The following is a 15,606-nucleotide window of genomic DNA, read 5'->3' on the forward strand; positions in this document are numbered from 1 at the left end:
CAGCCAGTGATCGATGATTACTTGCTGTCGCGGCGCCGGGTTGACGTCGATCGCAAGTACGGACATGGCCGTCGGGCCGACAGCGCTCGTCGAGGGGTCACTCGTCGGGGTGAGCCGAGCCGACCACCTCACCGGGGCCGGATCCCCATGGCGGCCGTTTCCTCACCCCGCGGGCATCCGCTCCACGAAGTGCTCGAGGTCCTCGGGCGTGGGCCGCAGTACGCCGTCCCGCACGGCCAGTGCGGTGGCCTCGGCGCGTGACGCGCAGCCCGTCTTGCGCAGCAGGTGCTCGATGTGGCTGTGCACCGTCCGCGGTGACAGGAACAGGGCCTGCGCGATGGCCTGGTTGGTCTGGCCCCGGGCGGCCCGCGTGAGCACCTCCAGCTCGCGCGGGCTCAGGCCGTACGGCAGCTCGACGGGCACCTCGGACACGAGGACCGCATGCCGTACGAGCGTCGAACCGGTCGTGCAGCGGCGCAGCGCCACCCGGCACCAGCCGCGCCCACCGACCGGCCACAGCACGCGCAACCGCAGGCCGCCCGAGTCCGCGAACGCACGCACCAGACGGCCGAACTCGCCGTCGTCCAGCACCGCGGCGGTGTCCCGCCCCGGCAGGTCGATGACCCCGTCGGCCGTGACCAGGTTCGCCCCTGCGTCCGCCGGAAGGTCGTGCGGGTCGCCGGTGTGGGCCGTCGGGTCGGCGAGGGCGCCCAGGGCGGGCAGGACCGAGGCGAGCAGGTGTCGCGCCTCCGTGTCGTAGACGTCCGGCCCGGAGGTGGACAGGGTCACCATGCCGACCAGGCGTCCCTCGTGGCGCAGCGCGCCGGTCAGTCCGTCGCGGAAGCCGGCCGGCCTGATCCGCTCGGCGTAGAACCAGCCGTCACGGAAACGCTGGCCGTCGTCCTCGCAGTCCTCGGCGATGGACGGGGGGAGCGGCTGTCTGACCACGTTGCTGTACCACGGGGTCGAGACGAACTCGGCGGCCAGCGACTGCGAGGCCACGGCGCTGTAGCCGATGCCCGCGACCTGGACGTGCGTACCCGTGATCGGGTCGATCGCCAGCAGGGTGGCCGCGTCGAGGGGCAGGGCCCGGCCCAGTTCGTGCAGCGCCTGGGTGCAGGCCGAGGCGGTGTCGCGTTCACGGGTGAGCATGCCGATGCGGGCGGCTGCCGCGAGCTGGTGATGGCTGACCATGCGGGCCTCCGGGAACCCCACGACCGACGTCGTTTGATCCCTAACGATATGCGGGGTCGGCGTGCCCCACAAGCCGTTCACCGTTTCGTGACCCCGCTTCCACCGGTCGTCACCCGCCGCTTCCACAGTCGGTATTTGTACGGATGGCGGGGCGGCCCGACCGGGTCTTTCCTGTTCGGCACAGACGGACCCCCGATGCCGACGGTATCGGCCACGCCCCTCGGAGAGCCCCGTGAACAGATTCCCGTACGCCCCCTCGGCCTCGCGCAGGCAGTTCCTCGCCCTGTCCGGCGGGGCGGCGGCCGCCAGCCTGCTGGCCGCCACGGGCTGCTCGGCGCCGGACGACGGCACCGGCTCCGCGAAGGCCGACAACGCGGCCGCAGGGCCCAAGACCCTCACCAAGATCGGCCTCGACTACCCCTTCACCCAACTCCCGCTCTACTCGACGCTGGTCAAGCTCTCCACCGCCGCCGCGAAGAAGAAGCACGTCTCGCTGCTCACCACGAGCGACGCGAGCAACGCCGACACCCAGGCCACCAACCTCACCACCTGGGTCTCCCAGAAGGTCCCCGCGATCGTCTCCTTCCCGATGGTCTTCGAGGCCACCGAGTCCGTCGCCAAGGCCGCGCTCGACGCCGGACTGATCTGGGTGACGTACGGCGGAACGCTGGAGCACCAGAGCGCGGACATCCAGTTCAGCTTCCTCAAGGGCGGCACCCTGCTCGGCGAGGCCGCCGCCCAGTGGGCCAACGAGCAGCTCGGCGGCAAGGGCAAGGTCGCCTTCCTCACCGACAGCACGATCCAGCTGGGCCGCGAGCGCACCCAGGGCATGATCGACGCCTTCACCAAGCACGCGCCCGGCGTCGACGTGGTCGCCCGTGAGCAGGCCATCGACCCGGACACCGGGCTGTCCAAGTCCCGTGCCGTCCTCGCCAAGCACCCCGACCTCAACATCATCCTCGGCGTCACGGACGCGGCGGCCTACGGCGGCTACAAGGCGCTCCAGCAGACCGGCCGCAAGTCGACCGACGCCAAGACCTTCGTCGGCGGCCAGGACGGCGCGGCCCCCTCGCTCGCCGCCATCAAGCAGGGCACCTTCTACCGCGCCTCGGCCGCCCTGGCCCCGCAGGACATCGCCAACGCCGTCGTCGACGTCCCCCTCGCGGTCGCCGCGGGCAAGGCGAACCCCAGCGTCCAGGTGCCCGTCACACTCGTCCAGCACGGCGACGCGGCGCGCATCGACGCCCTGCTCGCGCAGAACTCGTAGGTGGTGGCGATGACGGGCATGACCGGTGCGGCCGAACCCAACCTGCGTATCCGCGGGCTGAGCAAGTCCTTCGGTGGTGTCAGAGCGCTCCACGACGTGGACCTCACCGTCCCCGCGGGCCAGGTGCACGCCCTCCTCGGCCACAACGGAGCAGGCAAGTCCACCCTGATCAAGTGTCTCGGCGGGGCCTTCCCACCGGACGAGGGCACGATCGAGGTGGGCGGCACCCGCCACACACGGCTCAGCCCGCGCGAGTCGATCGCCGCCGGCGTGGCGATCATCTTCCAGACGCTCAGCGTCGTCGACTCCCTCACCGTCGCCGAGAACGTCTTCCTCGGCCAGGAGTGGACCCGGCACGGCCGCATCGACCGCCGCGCCCAGGAAGAGGTCGCGGCGGGGCTGCTCCAGCGGGTGGCGGCGAGCTGCTCTCCCCGCGACCGGGTGGGCGGACTTCCCATGGGCCAGCGCCAGTTGGTGGAGATCGCCAAGGCGCTCAGCCGCAGTGCCTCGGTGCTCGTCCTGGACGAGCCGACGGCCGCCCTGTCCGGAGCGGAGAGCGACGCCCTCGCCGAGCGGGTGGAGGACCTGCGCACCCAGGGACTGGCCATCGTCTACGTCACCCATCTGCTGGGCGAGGTCGAGCGGCTCGCGGACGCGGTGACCGTACTGAGGGACGGGCGGGTGTCCCACCACTCGGTGGGTGCCGGGCGCACACGGCGCGAGTTGGTCGAGGCCATCGCGGGCCCGGCCGCGCCCGCGGGCCCCGGTGCGGTGGACACGCCCCTGGGGCGCTCCGAGCCGGGCACGACCTCCCGCCCCCGTGACAACACGCAGTCCCCATCCTTCGTACGGCCGGACACCACCTCCGGACCACGCCCGCCCCGTCTCACCGTGTCCGGGCTGTGCGGCCCGGGGTTCGGACCGGTCGACCTCCAGGTCGCCGAGGGCGAGATCGTCGGACTGTACGGCCTGATCGGCTCCGGCCGTACGCGCATCCTGGAGACCCTCTTCGGCAGGCGCCGCGCCTCGGCCGGCACCGTGCGGCTCGGCGAACGGACCGTCACCACGAACCGCCCCGCCGAGGCACTCGCCGCGGGCATCGCGCTCGTCCCCGCGGACCGGCGCAGGCAGGGACTGTTCCCCGTGCTGAGCGCACACGACAACGCGCTGCTGCCGACCGTACGGCCGCTCTCCCGGCACGGTGTGCGGGCGCTGAACGCCGAGCGGCGGATCTTCGGCGCCCTCTCCGACGCCGTGGGCCTGCGTCCCGCCCGGCCCAGGCTGCCGGCGGCCTCCTTCTCCGGCGGCAACCAGCAGAAACTCGTCCTGGGGCGGTGGATCAACGAGGCCCGCGACGTCGACGTCCTGCTCCTCGACGAGCCCACCCAAGGCGTCGACGTGGGCGCCCGCCACGAGATCTACCAGGTGGTCTCCTCCCTCACCACCCGCCGGGCAACCGCCGTCCTGTTCGCCTCCAGCGACCCCGAGGAAATCACCACCCTCGCCCACCGCTGCCTGATCATCTCCGAGGGCCGCGTGGTCGACGAGCTGACCGGCCCCCAACTCACCGAGGCGGCTTTGCTGTCGGCGATCCACGACGCCGATGACTCGGGGGCGGCGCGCTATGGCGTGGGGTCGGTGACCGATGGGGCGGAGCCGGTGCCGGACGGGGCGGGGGCGGTGCCTGATGGCACGGTCCGCAGCCTCGGCGACGGGCCCGGCTGATCCCGTGCCCACGCCCTCGGCTCCGGAGGCACGCCCCGACCACCCCGCGCCCATGTCGGCCGCACCCGCACCCGCGCCGTCGCTCGAAGCCCCACCGTCCCGGCCCGACGCCCCCTTGCCCCCGCCCGACACACCCGCACCGGCCCCCGACGCCCCCTCGCCCCGCCCGGCACCACCTCGCCCCCGCATCCGGAAGGAGCGGCATGACCACCGCGACCACCACCCCCGCCGACCGTGTCCTGCCGAGCCCGCGCAGGGTGGTGAGCAGCGGGCTGCACGGCGCACGGCGTCATCCGCTGCTGATCGTCCTGGCCGTGATGGTGCTGGTCTTCCAGCTGACGACGGGTAGCTTCCTGGACGCGGGCAACCTGCGCGGGATCGCCACCGACGCGGCGACCCTCGCCATCGTGGCCGTACCGCTGGCCCTGCTGGTCATCAGCGGCTACCTCGACCTCTCGGTGGGCTCCACGCTCGCCCTGGGCGGACTGGTCGCCGGCTGGCTGGCAGGGCAACAGCACCAGTCGCCGGTCGTCGCCGTGCTCGGCGCGCTGGCCGTGGGTGCGGCGGTGGGCGCGGTGAACGGCACCCTCTGCTGCTATCTCGGACTCTCGGCGTTCATCGTCACGCTGGGCATGCTGACCGCGGTGCGCGGGATGGCGCAGCAGCTCTTCCCGCTGCCCCTCAGCAGCTTCGGCTCCGGCTTCGCCTGGCTCGGCGGTTCACGTATCGCCGGTCTCGACGCGCCCGTCGTCATCGCGGCCCTGGTGCTGGTGGCGGGCGCTCTGTTCCTGGCGCTCACCCCCGCCGGACGACACGTCTTCGCGATCGGCGTGAACCGCGAGGCCGCTTACCTCTCCGGCATCAACGTCCGCCGTACCCCCTTCGCCCTGTTCGTCGTCACGGGTGTCGCCGCCGCGCTGGCCGGTGCCATCAAGGCGTCGGTGCTGGACAGCGTGGTCGCCGGGACGTCCGGCACCGGGTTCGAACTGACCGTGCTCACCGCGGTGCTCCTCGGCGGCGTCGCCCTCACCGGCGGCTCCGGCTCGGTCTTCGGCGTCCTGCTCGGCGTGCTCTTCCTCGGCTGTCTCCAGAACGGCCTGACACTGCTGAGTGTGCCGACCTTCTGGCAGCAGATGGCCCAGGGCACCGCCCTGGTGGCAGGAGCGGCACTCGCCTACTTCGCCCCACGACTGACCAGGTGACCCCCACCCCGAGAGGACTCACCCGAACATGGACGACACGCACGCGAACGACACACACGTGAACGACCCGACCCCCACCCTCATCCTCACCGGCGGCCAAGTCCTCACCGTCGACCCCCACTTCACGGTCGCCGAAGGCGTGGCCGTGCGCGGCAGCGACATCGTCGCGGTCGGCGGCGACGCCGAGATGCGCGCCCTGGCCGGCCCCGGCACCCGGATCGTCGAACTGAACGGACGGACCGTCCTGCCCGGCATCAACGACTCCCATCTGCACGGAGCCGCCTACGGCATGACGAAGCCCCCCTTCGCCATCGACGTCGGCCACCCCACGGTGCGCTCGATCGCCGACATCGTCGCCGCCGTACGGCGAGCCGTGCGGGCGGCCCGCCCCGGCGAGTGGATCGTGGGCCTGGGCTGGGACCCCGGCTATCTCGCCGAGTGCCTGGCCGACCCGCTGCGCTTCCCGCACCGGCGGGACCTGGACGTGGTCGCACCGGACAACCCGGTCTGTCTGACCGACTTCTCCTCGCACATGGTGTGGGTCAACAGCGCGGCCCTGCGCCGCTCCGGCATCGACGCGGCGAGCGTGCCACCGCCGGGCGGCGTGGTCGACCAGGACCCTGACGGAGAGCTCACCGGCATCCTCCGCGAGGCCGCCCAGGCACTCGTCCTGGCCGAACTCCCCTCACCGACGGTCGCCCAGCGCCGCCAGGCCATCCAGGGCGTGGTCCGCGAACTGCACACCCGCGGCATCACCAGCTACACCGAGCCCGGCCTCGGCCCGGGCGGCGCCACGACCTTCTTCGGCGGCCTGAGCACCGACAACTGGACGGCCTACGCCGACCTCGCCGCGCGCGGCGAACTCCAGGCCCGTATCAGCGTGCTGCTGCTGCCCGCGCCGATGGGCGGCTCCGCCGACGACGTGCGCAAGGGCCTCAGCGAGCTGCGGCGCCCCGAGTCCGCGGACGAACGCGTCCTGCGCGCCATCGGCGTCAAGATCTTCGCCGACGGAGTGCCGCCCAACCGTACGGCCTGGATGAACGAGCCCTACGCCGGCGGCGGCCACGGCGCGCTGTGCGTGCACGGCGCCACCCCCGCGCTCCAGGTCGACGAACTGCGCGCGATGATCCGCGTCGCCCACGAGGCGGGCTTCCAGCTCGGCGTGCACGTCACCGGCGACCGGGCCATCGACACCGTCGTGGACGCCTTCCTCGCGGCGAACGCCTCCGCCCCCCGTCCCGACGCCCGCCACTACGTCATCCACGGCGACTTCATCGGCGCCGACAGCCTCACCAAACTGGCCGCACACGGCTACGGCGTGAACATGAACCCCGCCATCAAGTGGACCATCTCCGACCTGATGGACGAGGTCGTCGGCCCCGAACGCTCCGCCCACCAGTGGCCCGTACGGTCCGCCGTCGAGGCCGGCGTCACCGTCTGCGCCAGCTCCGACGCGCCCATCACGCGCCCCGACTGGCGGCAGGGCGTGGCCGGGATGATGCTGCGCGAGTCCAAGGCCAGCGGCCGTCGCAGTGGCCCCGAGGAGTGCGTGTCCCTCGCCGACGCCCTGCGCGCCTACACGGTCAACCCGGCCCGTCAGGACTTCGCCGAGGACTGGAAGGGATCCGTCGAACCCGGCAAGGTCGCGGACCTGTGCGTCCTGGACCGACCGCTGCTGCACCTGGACCCGCACGAGATCACGGACGTGGAGGTGGACCTCACGGTCTTCGACGGCCGGATCGTCCACGAGCGCGCGGGAAACGAGGCCGGTGTCGCATGACCACGACAACCACGACCACCACAACCGCCCGACCCCGCATGCTGCTCGTCCTCAGCGAGAACTGGACCCTCACCGGCGGCCGGGCCGACCTGCCCGCCGCCGTGCGCTGGGCGCGCGAGGCCGAGGACGCCGGCTTCGACTCCGTCATGGTCAGCGAACACATCGTGCTCGGCCCCGACGCGGCGGCCAACGGCATCATGGGCAACCCACGCGACTACGCCCTCCCGGGCAACCAGGACCCGTACACCCCCTGGCCCAACTCCCTGCTCCTGCTCGCCGCCATCGCCTCCGTCACCGAACGCCTCCGCCTGGCCGCCGCAGCGGTCCTGGCACCGCTGCGGCACCCCCTGCTCATGGCGCGGGAACTGGGCACCCTCGACCTGCTCAGCGAGGGTCGCCTCCTGGTGCAGCCGACGGTCAGCTGGAGCAAGGACGAGTACGACGCGCTCGGCGTCCCCTTCGCCGGGCGGGGGCGCCTGCTGGACGAGCACCTCGATGTCTGGGCGAAGGCCTGGGGGCCCTCCCCGATCTCCCACGAGAGCGACCACTACCCCTTCCGTGACGTGTACTTCGAGCCCAAGGCGTACCGCCCCGAGGGCCCACGCCTGTGGATCGGTGGTCAGCGCCTGCACGGCCCCGTCCTGCGCCGGCTCGTCCGGTACGGTCACGGCTTCCACCCCCTGGGCCGCCCGACCCCACAGGACCTGCACCTGCTCAAGGACGCGATGGCAGCGGCCGGCCGTGACGTCACCGAACTGGAGATGATCGGCGGCACCCAGGCCACCTTCCCCGACGACCACTCCACGGCCGACCTCGGCGCGGCCCTCGCGGGCATCCCCGAACAACTGGAACAGGGCTTCACGACGTTCTGTATCAAGCCGAACCAGTTCATCGACGACCCGGACGGCATAGGCGCGTTCTGCCGTGAGGTGATGCGCCGCGTGGACGGGCTCACGGCCTGACCGAACCGCCCGCCCCACGAAACCCTCTGACAAATCAGCGAGCGATGTGATCTGTTGGGGCGGGGGCACTCGACACAGCACAAGGGGCGGTATGGGAGAGGTCGGGCTGGACGGCCGGCTCGCGGCGGCGGTCCGGGCGGGGGACGCCGACGAGGTACGGAGCCTGCTGGAAGCCGGCGCGGATCCGAACACGGACGGCGGCGACGGGCTGCCGGTGCTGTGCCTGGCCGTGACCGCCTACGACCAGCAGGTCGCCGCCGCGTTGGTGGAGGGCGGCGCCGACCCCGACCGGGTGCTGCCGGACGGGACGACCCCGCTGTGGCGTGCCGTCGACGGCGGCTCCCCGGCGCTCGTCTCGGCGGTACTGGGCAAGGAGCCCCGGCTGCGGATCGCCCGGGCCGACCGCGAACGCCTCCTCGACCTGGCCCGGGGCTGGTACGAGACCGGCGCGGCCGAGGAGCTGCGGCGCAGGACCGGCGCTCAGGGCCCCGCCACGACGGTGGTGGTCCAGGACGACGAGTGCGACCACGTCGACGAGGTGTCCCTCGGCGGGCTCACCGTGCGGGCCGGACACGGCGCCGTCCTGACCGCCCTCGAGTGGGCGTTCCGCGTCCTGACCCCCGTGGACGAGATCATCGCCCGCGCTCTCAGGCAGCCGGACGAACACCACGTGGACTGGTCGACGGGCTGGTTCGTTCTCGGTCAACGCCCCACCAGGGCGAGTTGGTCGATGGTGACGGCCCACCGTCACCACCCCGATCCGGCCCACCGCCTCTTCGTGGCGTGGTTCCTCTGGAGCAGGTCGGTCACCCCGCCGGACGGCGGCCGGTTCGCGAAGGAGGACTGCGAACTCATCGACACCTGGGCAGCCCAGGAAACGGATGGCGCGGTCCTCGCCAGACTGTTCGACACGTTCACCAAACACGACCACCCGGGGCTGGAAGCGACCGGTCTCCGCCACGCGGACCACCCGGATCCCAGGGTGCGCCGCGAAGTGCCGTACATCCTCCCCACGGACGGCGTCCCCCTCAGCCCCGAGGCCCGGACCGCGTTGCTCACCCTCATACGGGACCCGGACCCGGGCGTACGGAGCAGCGCGTGCGCGATCGCCGCCACGTTCGACACCCCCACGCCGGAGATGACCCGGGCAGTGCTGTCGCTGGTGCGGGACCCGGATGCCGCCGTCCGCGCGGCCACCGCGGCGGCACTGGCCGCATCCCGCGACCACACGCCCCCCATCGCCGACGCGTTGGCCGCGTTGCTGGACGAGGAGGACCAGCTCGTACGCCTGGAGGCCGCCTACGGTCTCGCCCGACGCGACGACCCGCGCACCGAGGAAGCCATCGAACGGGTCGGCCCCCTCGGCCCCGGATTCGACGACGACCATCGGAGCTGGGCGTTGTGGCGGTGGAAACAGGAGAAGGACGCCCGGGCGGCGGGCGACGACAACTGAGGCGGGCAGGCCTCCACCGCACGGTCCGGCCGGCGACCTGCCCTCACCGCTCAGCAGATGCGCGGCAGCTGCTCCCCCAACGGGAGGTCCACGACCCGGGTGCCGCCGAGGCCCGTCCGGGCGACCACCATGCCCGGGTGCTCGGCCACGCACGTACCGATGACGGCCGCGCCGGCGCCCTGCGGGTGGGCGTGCATCGCCGCGAGGACGGCGTCGGCGTGCTCGGGTGGTACGAAGGCCACCAGGCGCCCCTCGTTGGCGACGTACAGCGGGTCGAGCCCGAGGAAACCACAGGCCGCGGCCACGGAGTCGGGCACCGGGACCGCGGCCTCCGTGAGCACGACACCCGTGCCGGACGCGGCGGCGATCTCGCACAGCGAGGTCCCCAGTCCGCCCCGCGTCGGATCGCGCAGCACATGCACGTCCGGTGTGACCTCCAGCATCGCGGCCACCAGCCCGCCCAGTGGCGCGGTGTCGCTGACGACGTCGGAACCGAACTCCAGCCCCTCGCGCACGCTCAGCACCGCCACCCCGTGCGCCCCGATCGGTCCGCTGACGATCACCACGTCACCCGGCGTCGCCCGCTGCGGACGGATGTCGACACCGGCCGGGATCAGGCCGATGCCGGACGTGTTGACGTACACGCCGTCCCCGTGGCCCGCCTCGACGACCTTGGTGTCCCCGGTCACCACCGTCACCCCGGCGGCGGAGGCGGCCGCGCCCAGCGCCTGGGCGACCCGGCCCACCACGTCCAGTTCGACGCCCTCCTCCAGGATGAACGCCGTCGACAGATAGGCGGCCCGGGCGCCGCTCATCGCCAGGTCGTTGACCGTGCCGTTGACGGCCAGGTCGCCGATGCTGCCGCCGGGGAAGAACAGCGGGCGTACGACATAGGAGTCGGTGGAGAACGCCAGCCGGGCCCCGCCCAGTTCGACGGCCGCGGAGTCGGTGAGCGCGGCGAGCGTCTCGTTGCCGTACGCCGCCGCGAACAGGTGCTGCGTCAGCTCGCCCGAGAGCGCGCCGCCGCCCCCGTGGCCCATCACGACCACCGGGTGGTCGCGCAGGGGAGCGGGGCAGGACCAGTTCGCGGGGTCGACGACCGTGTCCGTGTCAGCCAACGGGGGCCACCTCCAGTCGCCGGTACAGGTAGTACGCCGCGCAGGCACCCTCACTGGAGACCATCGTGGCGCCGAGCGGGGTGCGTGGCGTGCAGGTGGTGCCGAAGGCGGAGCACTCGTTGGGCTTGATCAGGCCCTGCAGCACCTCGCCACTGCGGCACTCGGGGGACTCGACCGTCTTCACGTCGCCGACGTCGAAGCGGTGCTCGGCGTCGTACTCCCGGAAGGCCGCGGACAGCCGCCAGCCGCTGTCCGGGATCACACCGATGCCGCGCCAGGCCCGGTCGGTGACCTCGAAGACCTCCTCGATCATGCGCAGCGCGGCCGGGTTGCCCGCCTCGCGCACCGCGCGCGGATAGGCGTTCTCCACCCGGTGCTCGCCGCGCTCCAGCTGACGCACCGTACGGCGCACGCCCTCCAGGATGTCCAGCGGCTCGAAGCCGGTCACCACGATCGGCACCCCATGGCGCTCGGCCAGCTCCGGGTACTCGGCGGTGCCCATCACACTGCACACATGGCCGGCCGCGAGGAACGCCTGGACCCGGCACTCGGGCGCCGTCATGATCGCCTCGACCGCGGGCGGCACCCGCACGTGCGACACCAGCAGGCTGAAGTTGCGGATGCCGAGCCGGCGGGCCTCGTGGACGGTCATCGCGTTGGCCGGGGCCGTCGTCTCGAAGCCGATACCGAAGAACACGACCTCCTTGTCCGGCTCGCGACGGGCGATCTCCAGGGCGTCGAGCGGCGAGTACACCACCCGTACGTCACCGCCCTCACCCTTCACCCGGAACAGGTCACGGCCGGTGCCCGGCACGCGCAGCATGTCACCGAAGGAACAGAAGACGACGTTCGGGCGGGCCGCGATCGCCAGCGCCTTGTCGATCATCTCCAGCGGCGTCACACACACCGGACAACCCGGCCCGTGAATCAACTCGACCTCTTCCGGAAGGAGTTGGTCGATGCCGTGCCGGATGATGGAGTGGGTCTGCCCGCCGCAGACCTCCATCATCGCCCAGGGGCGGGTGACCGTGGCGTGAATCTCGTCGAGCAGCCGCCGAGCCAGCTCCGGGTCGTTGAACTCCTCGATGTACTTCATCGCACGCCCTCCTCTCCGGCGGGCTCGGGGGCAGTCCCCTCCGCCTCGGCGCGCGCCCACGCGTCGCCGAACTCCTCTTCCAGCAGCCCGAGTTGCTCGAACAGCTCCAGCGAGGCGCGAGCCGATTCCTCGTCCAGCCGCTGCAACGCGAAACCGACGTGGACGATGACGTACTCGCCCACCTGGGCCTCAGGGACGTAGGCGAGGCACACCTCTTTGACCACGCCGCCGAAGTCGACCCGCGCCATGCGCGTGCCGTCCCGGTCCTCGATCCCGACCACACGGCCGGGTACCGCAAGGCACATCAGCGTCCTCCTTGTCGTTCTTGCAGTGCGGAACGATCCGTCCGCGCCGCCACCACCAGCTGGCCGAGCGCGAGACCGCCGTCGCCCGGCGGCACCCGCCGATGGCGGAGCACCGTGAACCCGTCCGCCGCGAGCAGCGCGGCACACTCGGCGTCGAGCAGCGCGTTGGCGAACACCCCGCCCGACAGCGCCGCCACCCGCGCCCCCGTCTCCCGGCGGGCGACCCGGCAGACGTCCGCCACGGCCGCCGCGACCCCGCGGTGGAAGCGGGCCGCGATCACCGCGACGGGCACCCCGCGCCGTAGATCGGCGACGATCGCGCCCAGCACCGGACCCGGATCCAGGCCGGCGGCAAAGGCGTACGCCCCGGTCTCCTCCGGCCAGGCGAGCACCGCCGCCGCCTCCAGCTCGATCGCGGCCTGCGCCTCATAGCGGGCCCGATGGCAGATCCCCGCGAGCGAGGAGACCGCGTCGAAGAGCCGCCCCATGGACGAGGTCGGCACACATGCCGTCCCGCGCGCCAACTGCTGCTCCAGCAGCCGCAGTTCCTGAGCCGTGCACGTGGCCACGCAGGGCAGTTCGGCATCCCAGGGCAACCCCGCCGCACTCAACCGCGCCAGCGCCATCCGGCACGGGTTGGCCACGCCCGCGTCGCCGCCGGGCAGCGGCGCGTACCGCAGATGCGCGAAGCGGTGGAAGCCGGCGTAGCCACCGACCAGCACCTCCCCGCCCCACACCGCCCCGTCGTCGCCGTACCCGGTGCCGTCGAAGGCGACGCCGACGACACGCGCACCGCCGTCCAGCCCGTGCTCGGCCATCACGGACGCGATGTGGGCGTGGTGATGCTGCACCAGCCGCAACGCAAGACCGCCCGCCTGCCCGGCCCGCCGAGCCCAGCGGGCCGAGTGGTACCCCGGATGCCGGTCGGCCGCCAACAGCCCGTGCTCGATCCCCGTCAGCACCCGCAGCCGCCCCGCCGCCCGCTCGAAGGCCCGTACGGTGGCCAGGTCGCCCATGTCACCGATGTGCGGGGAGAACCAGGCACGGTCCCCGGCTCCCAAGCACAGGGCGTTCTTCAGATCGCCGCCCACCGCGAGGGCCGGAGCTACGGGAACGGGCAGCGCGATGGGCTCGGGAACATGTCCGCGCGACCGGCGCAGCACGACCTCGCCGCCCCCGTCCGGCCGCACACGCACCACGGAGTCGTCACAGGGCGCCTCGATGCCCCGGTCGTGCCCCAGCCAGGCGTCGGCGATCCCGGTGAGCCGCTCCAGCGCCTCGGCGTCATCGGTGACGATCGGCTCCCCTGAACGGTTGCCGCTGGTCATCACCAGCACCCGCGGACCCGGCGGATCGCCCGGCAGCCCGAACAGCAGCCGGTGCAGCGGGGTGTACGGCAGCATCACACCGACGTCCGGACTGCCCGGACATACCGCCTCGGCGAGCCCGTCGGCCCCGCCCCGCCGCCGCAGCAGCACGATCGGCCGCCGACGGCTCGTCAGCACCTTCCGCTCCTCGGGGCCGATGTGCGCCAGCTTCTCGGCCCCCGCGAGATCCGCACACATCACGGCGAACGGCTTGCCGCCGCGCTCCTTGCGCGAGCGCAGAGCGGCCACGGCCCGCTCGTCACCGGCGTCACAGGCCAGGTGGTAACCCCCGAGGCCCTTGACGGCCAGCACGGCGCCCCGCGCCAACAGCCGCCGCGCCTCGGCCAGCGCCACCTCACCCTCGTACGGACGGCTCCCGGGGACGGTGAGCCGCAGCCTGGGCCCGCAGTCGTGGCACGCCACCGGCTGGGCGTGGAAGCGCCGGTCGGCGGGGTCCGCGTATTCGGTGGCGCACGCCGGGCACAGCGGGAAGACGGCCATGGTGGTCGTCGCCCGGTCGTAGGGGAGAGCGGTGGAGATGGTGAAGCGGGGGCCGCAGTGCGTGCACGTGACGAAGGGGTGCCGGTGCCGCCGGTCCGCCGGGTCGGCGAGTTCCCGCAGACAGTCCTCGCAGGTCGCGGTGTCCGGCGGGATGAGCGTGCGGCCCGGCCCGTCGCCCTCGGAGGAGTGGATGACGAAACCGGCCACGCCGACGACCGGGACGGTCTCGTACGTCACCTCCTGGACGTCGGCCAGCGGCGGCGGACGCTCGGTCAGGGCCCGGCAGAAGTCGGCCACGGCCTCGGGGGCACCCTCCACCTCGGCGACCACCCCCGCCGCACCGTTGCGGACGTGCCCCGCGAGGCCCAACTCCCCGGCCAACCGGTGCACGAAGGGCCGGAACCCCACGCCCTGCACGGTTCCGCGCACGGTCACGCGCCGCCGCTCGGTGCCCTGGGCGGTCGTCGTCGGGGCGGTCACGCGGTGGTGGGCCGGGACGCGGCGTGCTCGTGACCGTGGGGGTGCTCGGGCCCGTGATCATGGCCATGTGCCCGCATGTGGTCCGCCGCGAGCAGCGGAGTGTGCGGTGCGTCCCCGTCCGCGACGGCGAGCACGCGGTCGAGGAGGAGGTTGACCCCCTGCCCGTCACGGGCCGAGGTGCGCAGGATCTCCACGCCGGGGTTGACGCGCTCCACGGCCTCCGTGAAGGCGACACTGTCGAAGCCGACGGCTTCGGCGAGGTCGGTCTTCGTCACCACCACGAGATGAGCCGCTCCGAAGGCGGTCGGGTACTTCAGTGGCTTGTCCTCGCCCTCCGTCACCGACATGAGCGTCACGCGCAGCGTCTCGCCCAGGTCGTAGGAGGCGGGGCAGACCAGGTTCCCCACGTTCTCCACGAACAGCAGCCGGGTCGCCTCCGGCAGCCAGCCCTCGAGGAGCCCGCGCACCTGCGCCGACTCCAGATGGCACAGCCCGCCGGTCAGCACCTGCTTCACGGGCGCTCCGGAGCGGGCGAGGCGACGGGCGTCGTTCTCCGTGGCCAGGTCCGCGGTGAGAGCGGCGGCGGCCACCCCACGCTCCAGGGACCGGCGCAGCACCAGTTCGAGCAGCGCGGTCTTGCCGCTGCCGGGACTGGAGAGCAGATTGACCGCGGTCACCCGCCGCTTCGCCAGGTCGGCGCGGAGCTGCGCCGCCAGACCGTCGTTCTTGGCCAGTACGGCCGTCCGTACGTCGACGCTGCGGCACATCACGGGCTCCCTGCCATTCGTACCTCCGCCAGTTCCAGTTCCCGCCCGGTCAGCAGCTCGGCCGCCGCGGTGTCGCAGTGCGGGCACCACAGCGCGGGCGGCGAGCCCACGTCGAAGCGCGCGTCACAGCCGCCGCACCGGGCGCGGGCCGGCACCTCTTCGATGACCAGTTCCGCGCCGTGCAGCGCGGTGCCCTCGGCGACCAGTGAGAAGGAGAAGCGCAGTGCGTCCGGGACCACACCGGCCAGTTCGCCGATCCGCAGCGTCACGCCCGCCACCGCGTCCGCCCCGTGTTCCCGGGCGACGTCCTCGGCGCTCTCCACGACGGCGGTGGCGATCGACAGCTCGTGCATGGTCCGCCACGCTAGGCACGGCCGCAGCGCCACAGC

The 15,606-nt window shown here is 72.8% G+C and carries 13 protein-coding genes; 6 read left to right on the forward strand and 7 right to left on the reverse strand.

Annotation, left to right across the window (positions count from 1 at the left end):
* Positions 1-162: 162 nt before the first annotated feature.
* Positions 163-1,194 (reverse strand): response regulator transcription factor, encoded by a 1,032-nt coding sequence (locus tag ACGFNV_RS34690; RefSeq protein ID WP_393628041.1) that lies wholly within the window; start codon positions 1,192-1,194, stop codon positions 163-165.
* A 232-nt stretch (positions 1,195-1,426) separates the two neighbouring features.
* Between ACGFNV_RS34690 and ACGFNV_RS34695 the strand changes: the two genes are divergently transcribed.
* From ACGFNV_RS34695 to ACGFNV_RS34720, 6 genes are all read left to right on the forward strand, one after another.
* Complete coding sequence (locus tag ACGFNV_RS34695) at positions 1,427-2,461, forward strand: sugar ABC transporter substrate-binding protein (RefSeq protein WP_393628043.1); 1,035 nt, start codon at positions 1,427-1,429, stop codon at positions 2,459-2,461.
* A 9-nt stretch (positions 2,462-2,470) separates the two neighbouring features.
* Positions 2,471-4,186 (forward strand): sugar ABC transporter ATP-binding protein, encoded by a 1,716-nt coding sequence (locus ACGFNV_RS34700; RefSeq protein WP_393628044.1) that lies wholly within the window; start codon positions 2,471-2,473, stop codon positions 4,184-4,186.
* Between the two features lie 203 nt (positions 4,187-4,389).
* A complete protein-coding gene (locus ACGFNV_RS34705) occupies positions 4,390-5,388 on the forward strand; it encodes an ABC transporter permease (protein ID WP_393628045.1) in 999 nt (332 codons plus the stop codon).
* Positions 5,389-5,446: 58 nt separating this feature from the next.
* Positions 5,447-7,168, forward strand: coding sequence for an amidohydrolase (locus ACGFNV_RS34710; protein WP_393628193.1), 1,722 nt, complete (start codon positions 5,447-5,449; stop codon positions 7,166-7,168).
* Positions 7,165-8,130, forward strand: a complete 966-nt coding sequence (locus ACGFNV_RS34715) for a TIGR03619 family F420-dependent LLM class oxidoreductase (protein ID WP_393628047.1) — start codon at positions 7,165-7,167, stop codon at positions 8,128-8,130. The genes ACGFNV_RS34710 and ACGFNV_RS34715 overlap by 4 nt, the downstream gene beginning before the upstream one ends.
* A 91-nt stretch (positions 8,131-8,221) precedes the next feature.
* Entirely contained in the window at positions 8,222-9,583 is a 1,362-nt protein-coding gene (locus ACGFNV_RS34720; RefSeq protein ID WP_393628049.1) for a HEAT repeat domain-containing protein, read from the forward strand.
* A 50-nt stretch (positions 9,584-9,633) separates the two neighbouring features.
* Here the strand turns inward: ACGFNV_RS34720 and hypE are convergent, their stop codons facing one another.
* The 6 genes from hypE to hypA form a co-directional block, all read right to left on the reverse strand.
* Entirely contained in the window at positions 9,634-10,623 is a 990-nt protein-coding gene (gene hypE / locus ACGFNV_RS34725) for a hydrogenase expression/formation protein HypE (RefSeq protein ID WP_393628194.1), read from the reverse strand.
* A 70-nt stretch (positions 10,624-10,693) separates the two neighbouring features.
* The gene (hypD, locus tag ACGFNV_RS34730) at positions 10,694-11,797 is read right to left on the reverse strand and encodes a hydrogenase formation protein HypD (protein WP_393628051.1); all 1,104 of its coding nucleotides are present in this window, start codon (positions 11,795-11,797) and stop codon (positions 10,694-10,696) included.
* Positions 11,794-12,102: a HypC/HybG/HupF family hydrogenase formation chaperone gene (locus ACGFNV_RS34735; protein ID WP_133932862.1), complete on the reverse strand. Its 309-nt coding sequence runs from the start codon at positions 12,100-12,102 to the stop codon at positions 11,794-11,796. Before ACGFNV_RS34735 ends, hypD begins: the two co-directional genes overlap by 4 nt.
* Positions 12,102-14,450 carry a carbamoyltransferase HypF gene (gene hypF, locus ACGFNV_RS34740; RefSeq protein WP_393628053.1) on the reverse strand — a complete coding sequence of 783 codons (2,349 nt, stop codon included), beginning with the start codon at positions 14,448-14,450 and terminating at the stop codon, positions 12,102-12,104. Before hypF ends, ACGFNV_RS34735 begins: the two co-directional genes overlap by 1 nt.
* Positions 14,447-15,217: a hydrogenase nickel incorporation protein HypB gene (gene hypB / locus ACGFNV_RS34745; RefSeq protein ID WP_393628054.1), complete on the reverse strand. Its 771-nt coding sequence runs from the start codon at positions 15,215-15,217 to the stop codon at positions 14,447-14,449. The genes hypF and hypB overlap by 4 nt, the downstream gene beginning before the upstream one ends.
* A complete protein-coding gene (hypA, locus tag ACGFNV_RS34750; protein WP_393628055.1) occupies positions 15,217-15,570 on the reverse strand; it encodes a hydrogenase maturation nickel metallochaperone HypA in 354 nt (117 codons plus the stop codon). Before hypA ends, hypB begins: the two co-directional genes overlap by 1 nt.
* Positions 15,571-15,606: the final 36 nt, after the last annotated feature.

Source organism: Streptomyces sp. NPDC048751, from assembly GCF_043198595.1.
Classification (GTDB): Bacteria; Actinomycetota; Actinomycetes; order Streptomycetales; family Streptomycetaceae; genus Streptomyces.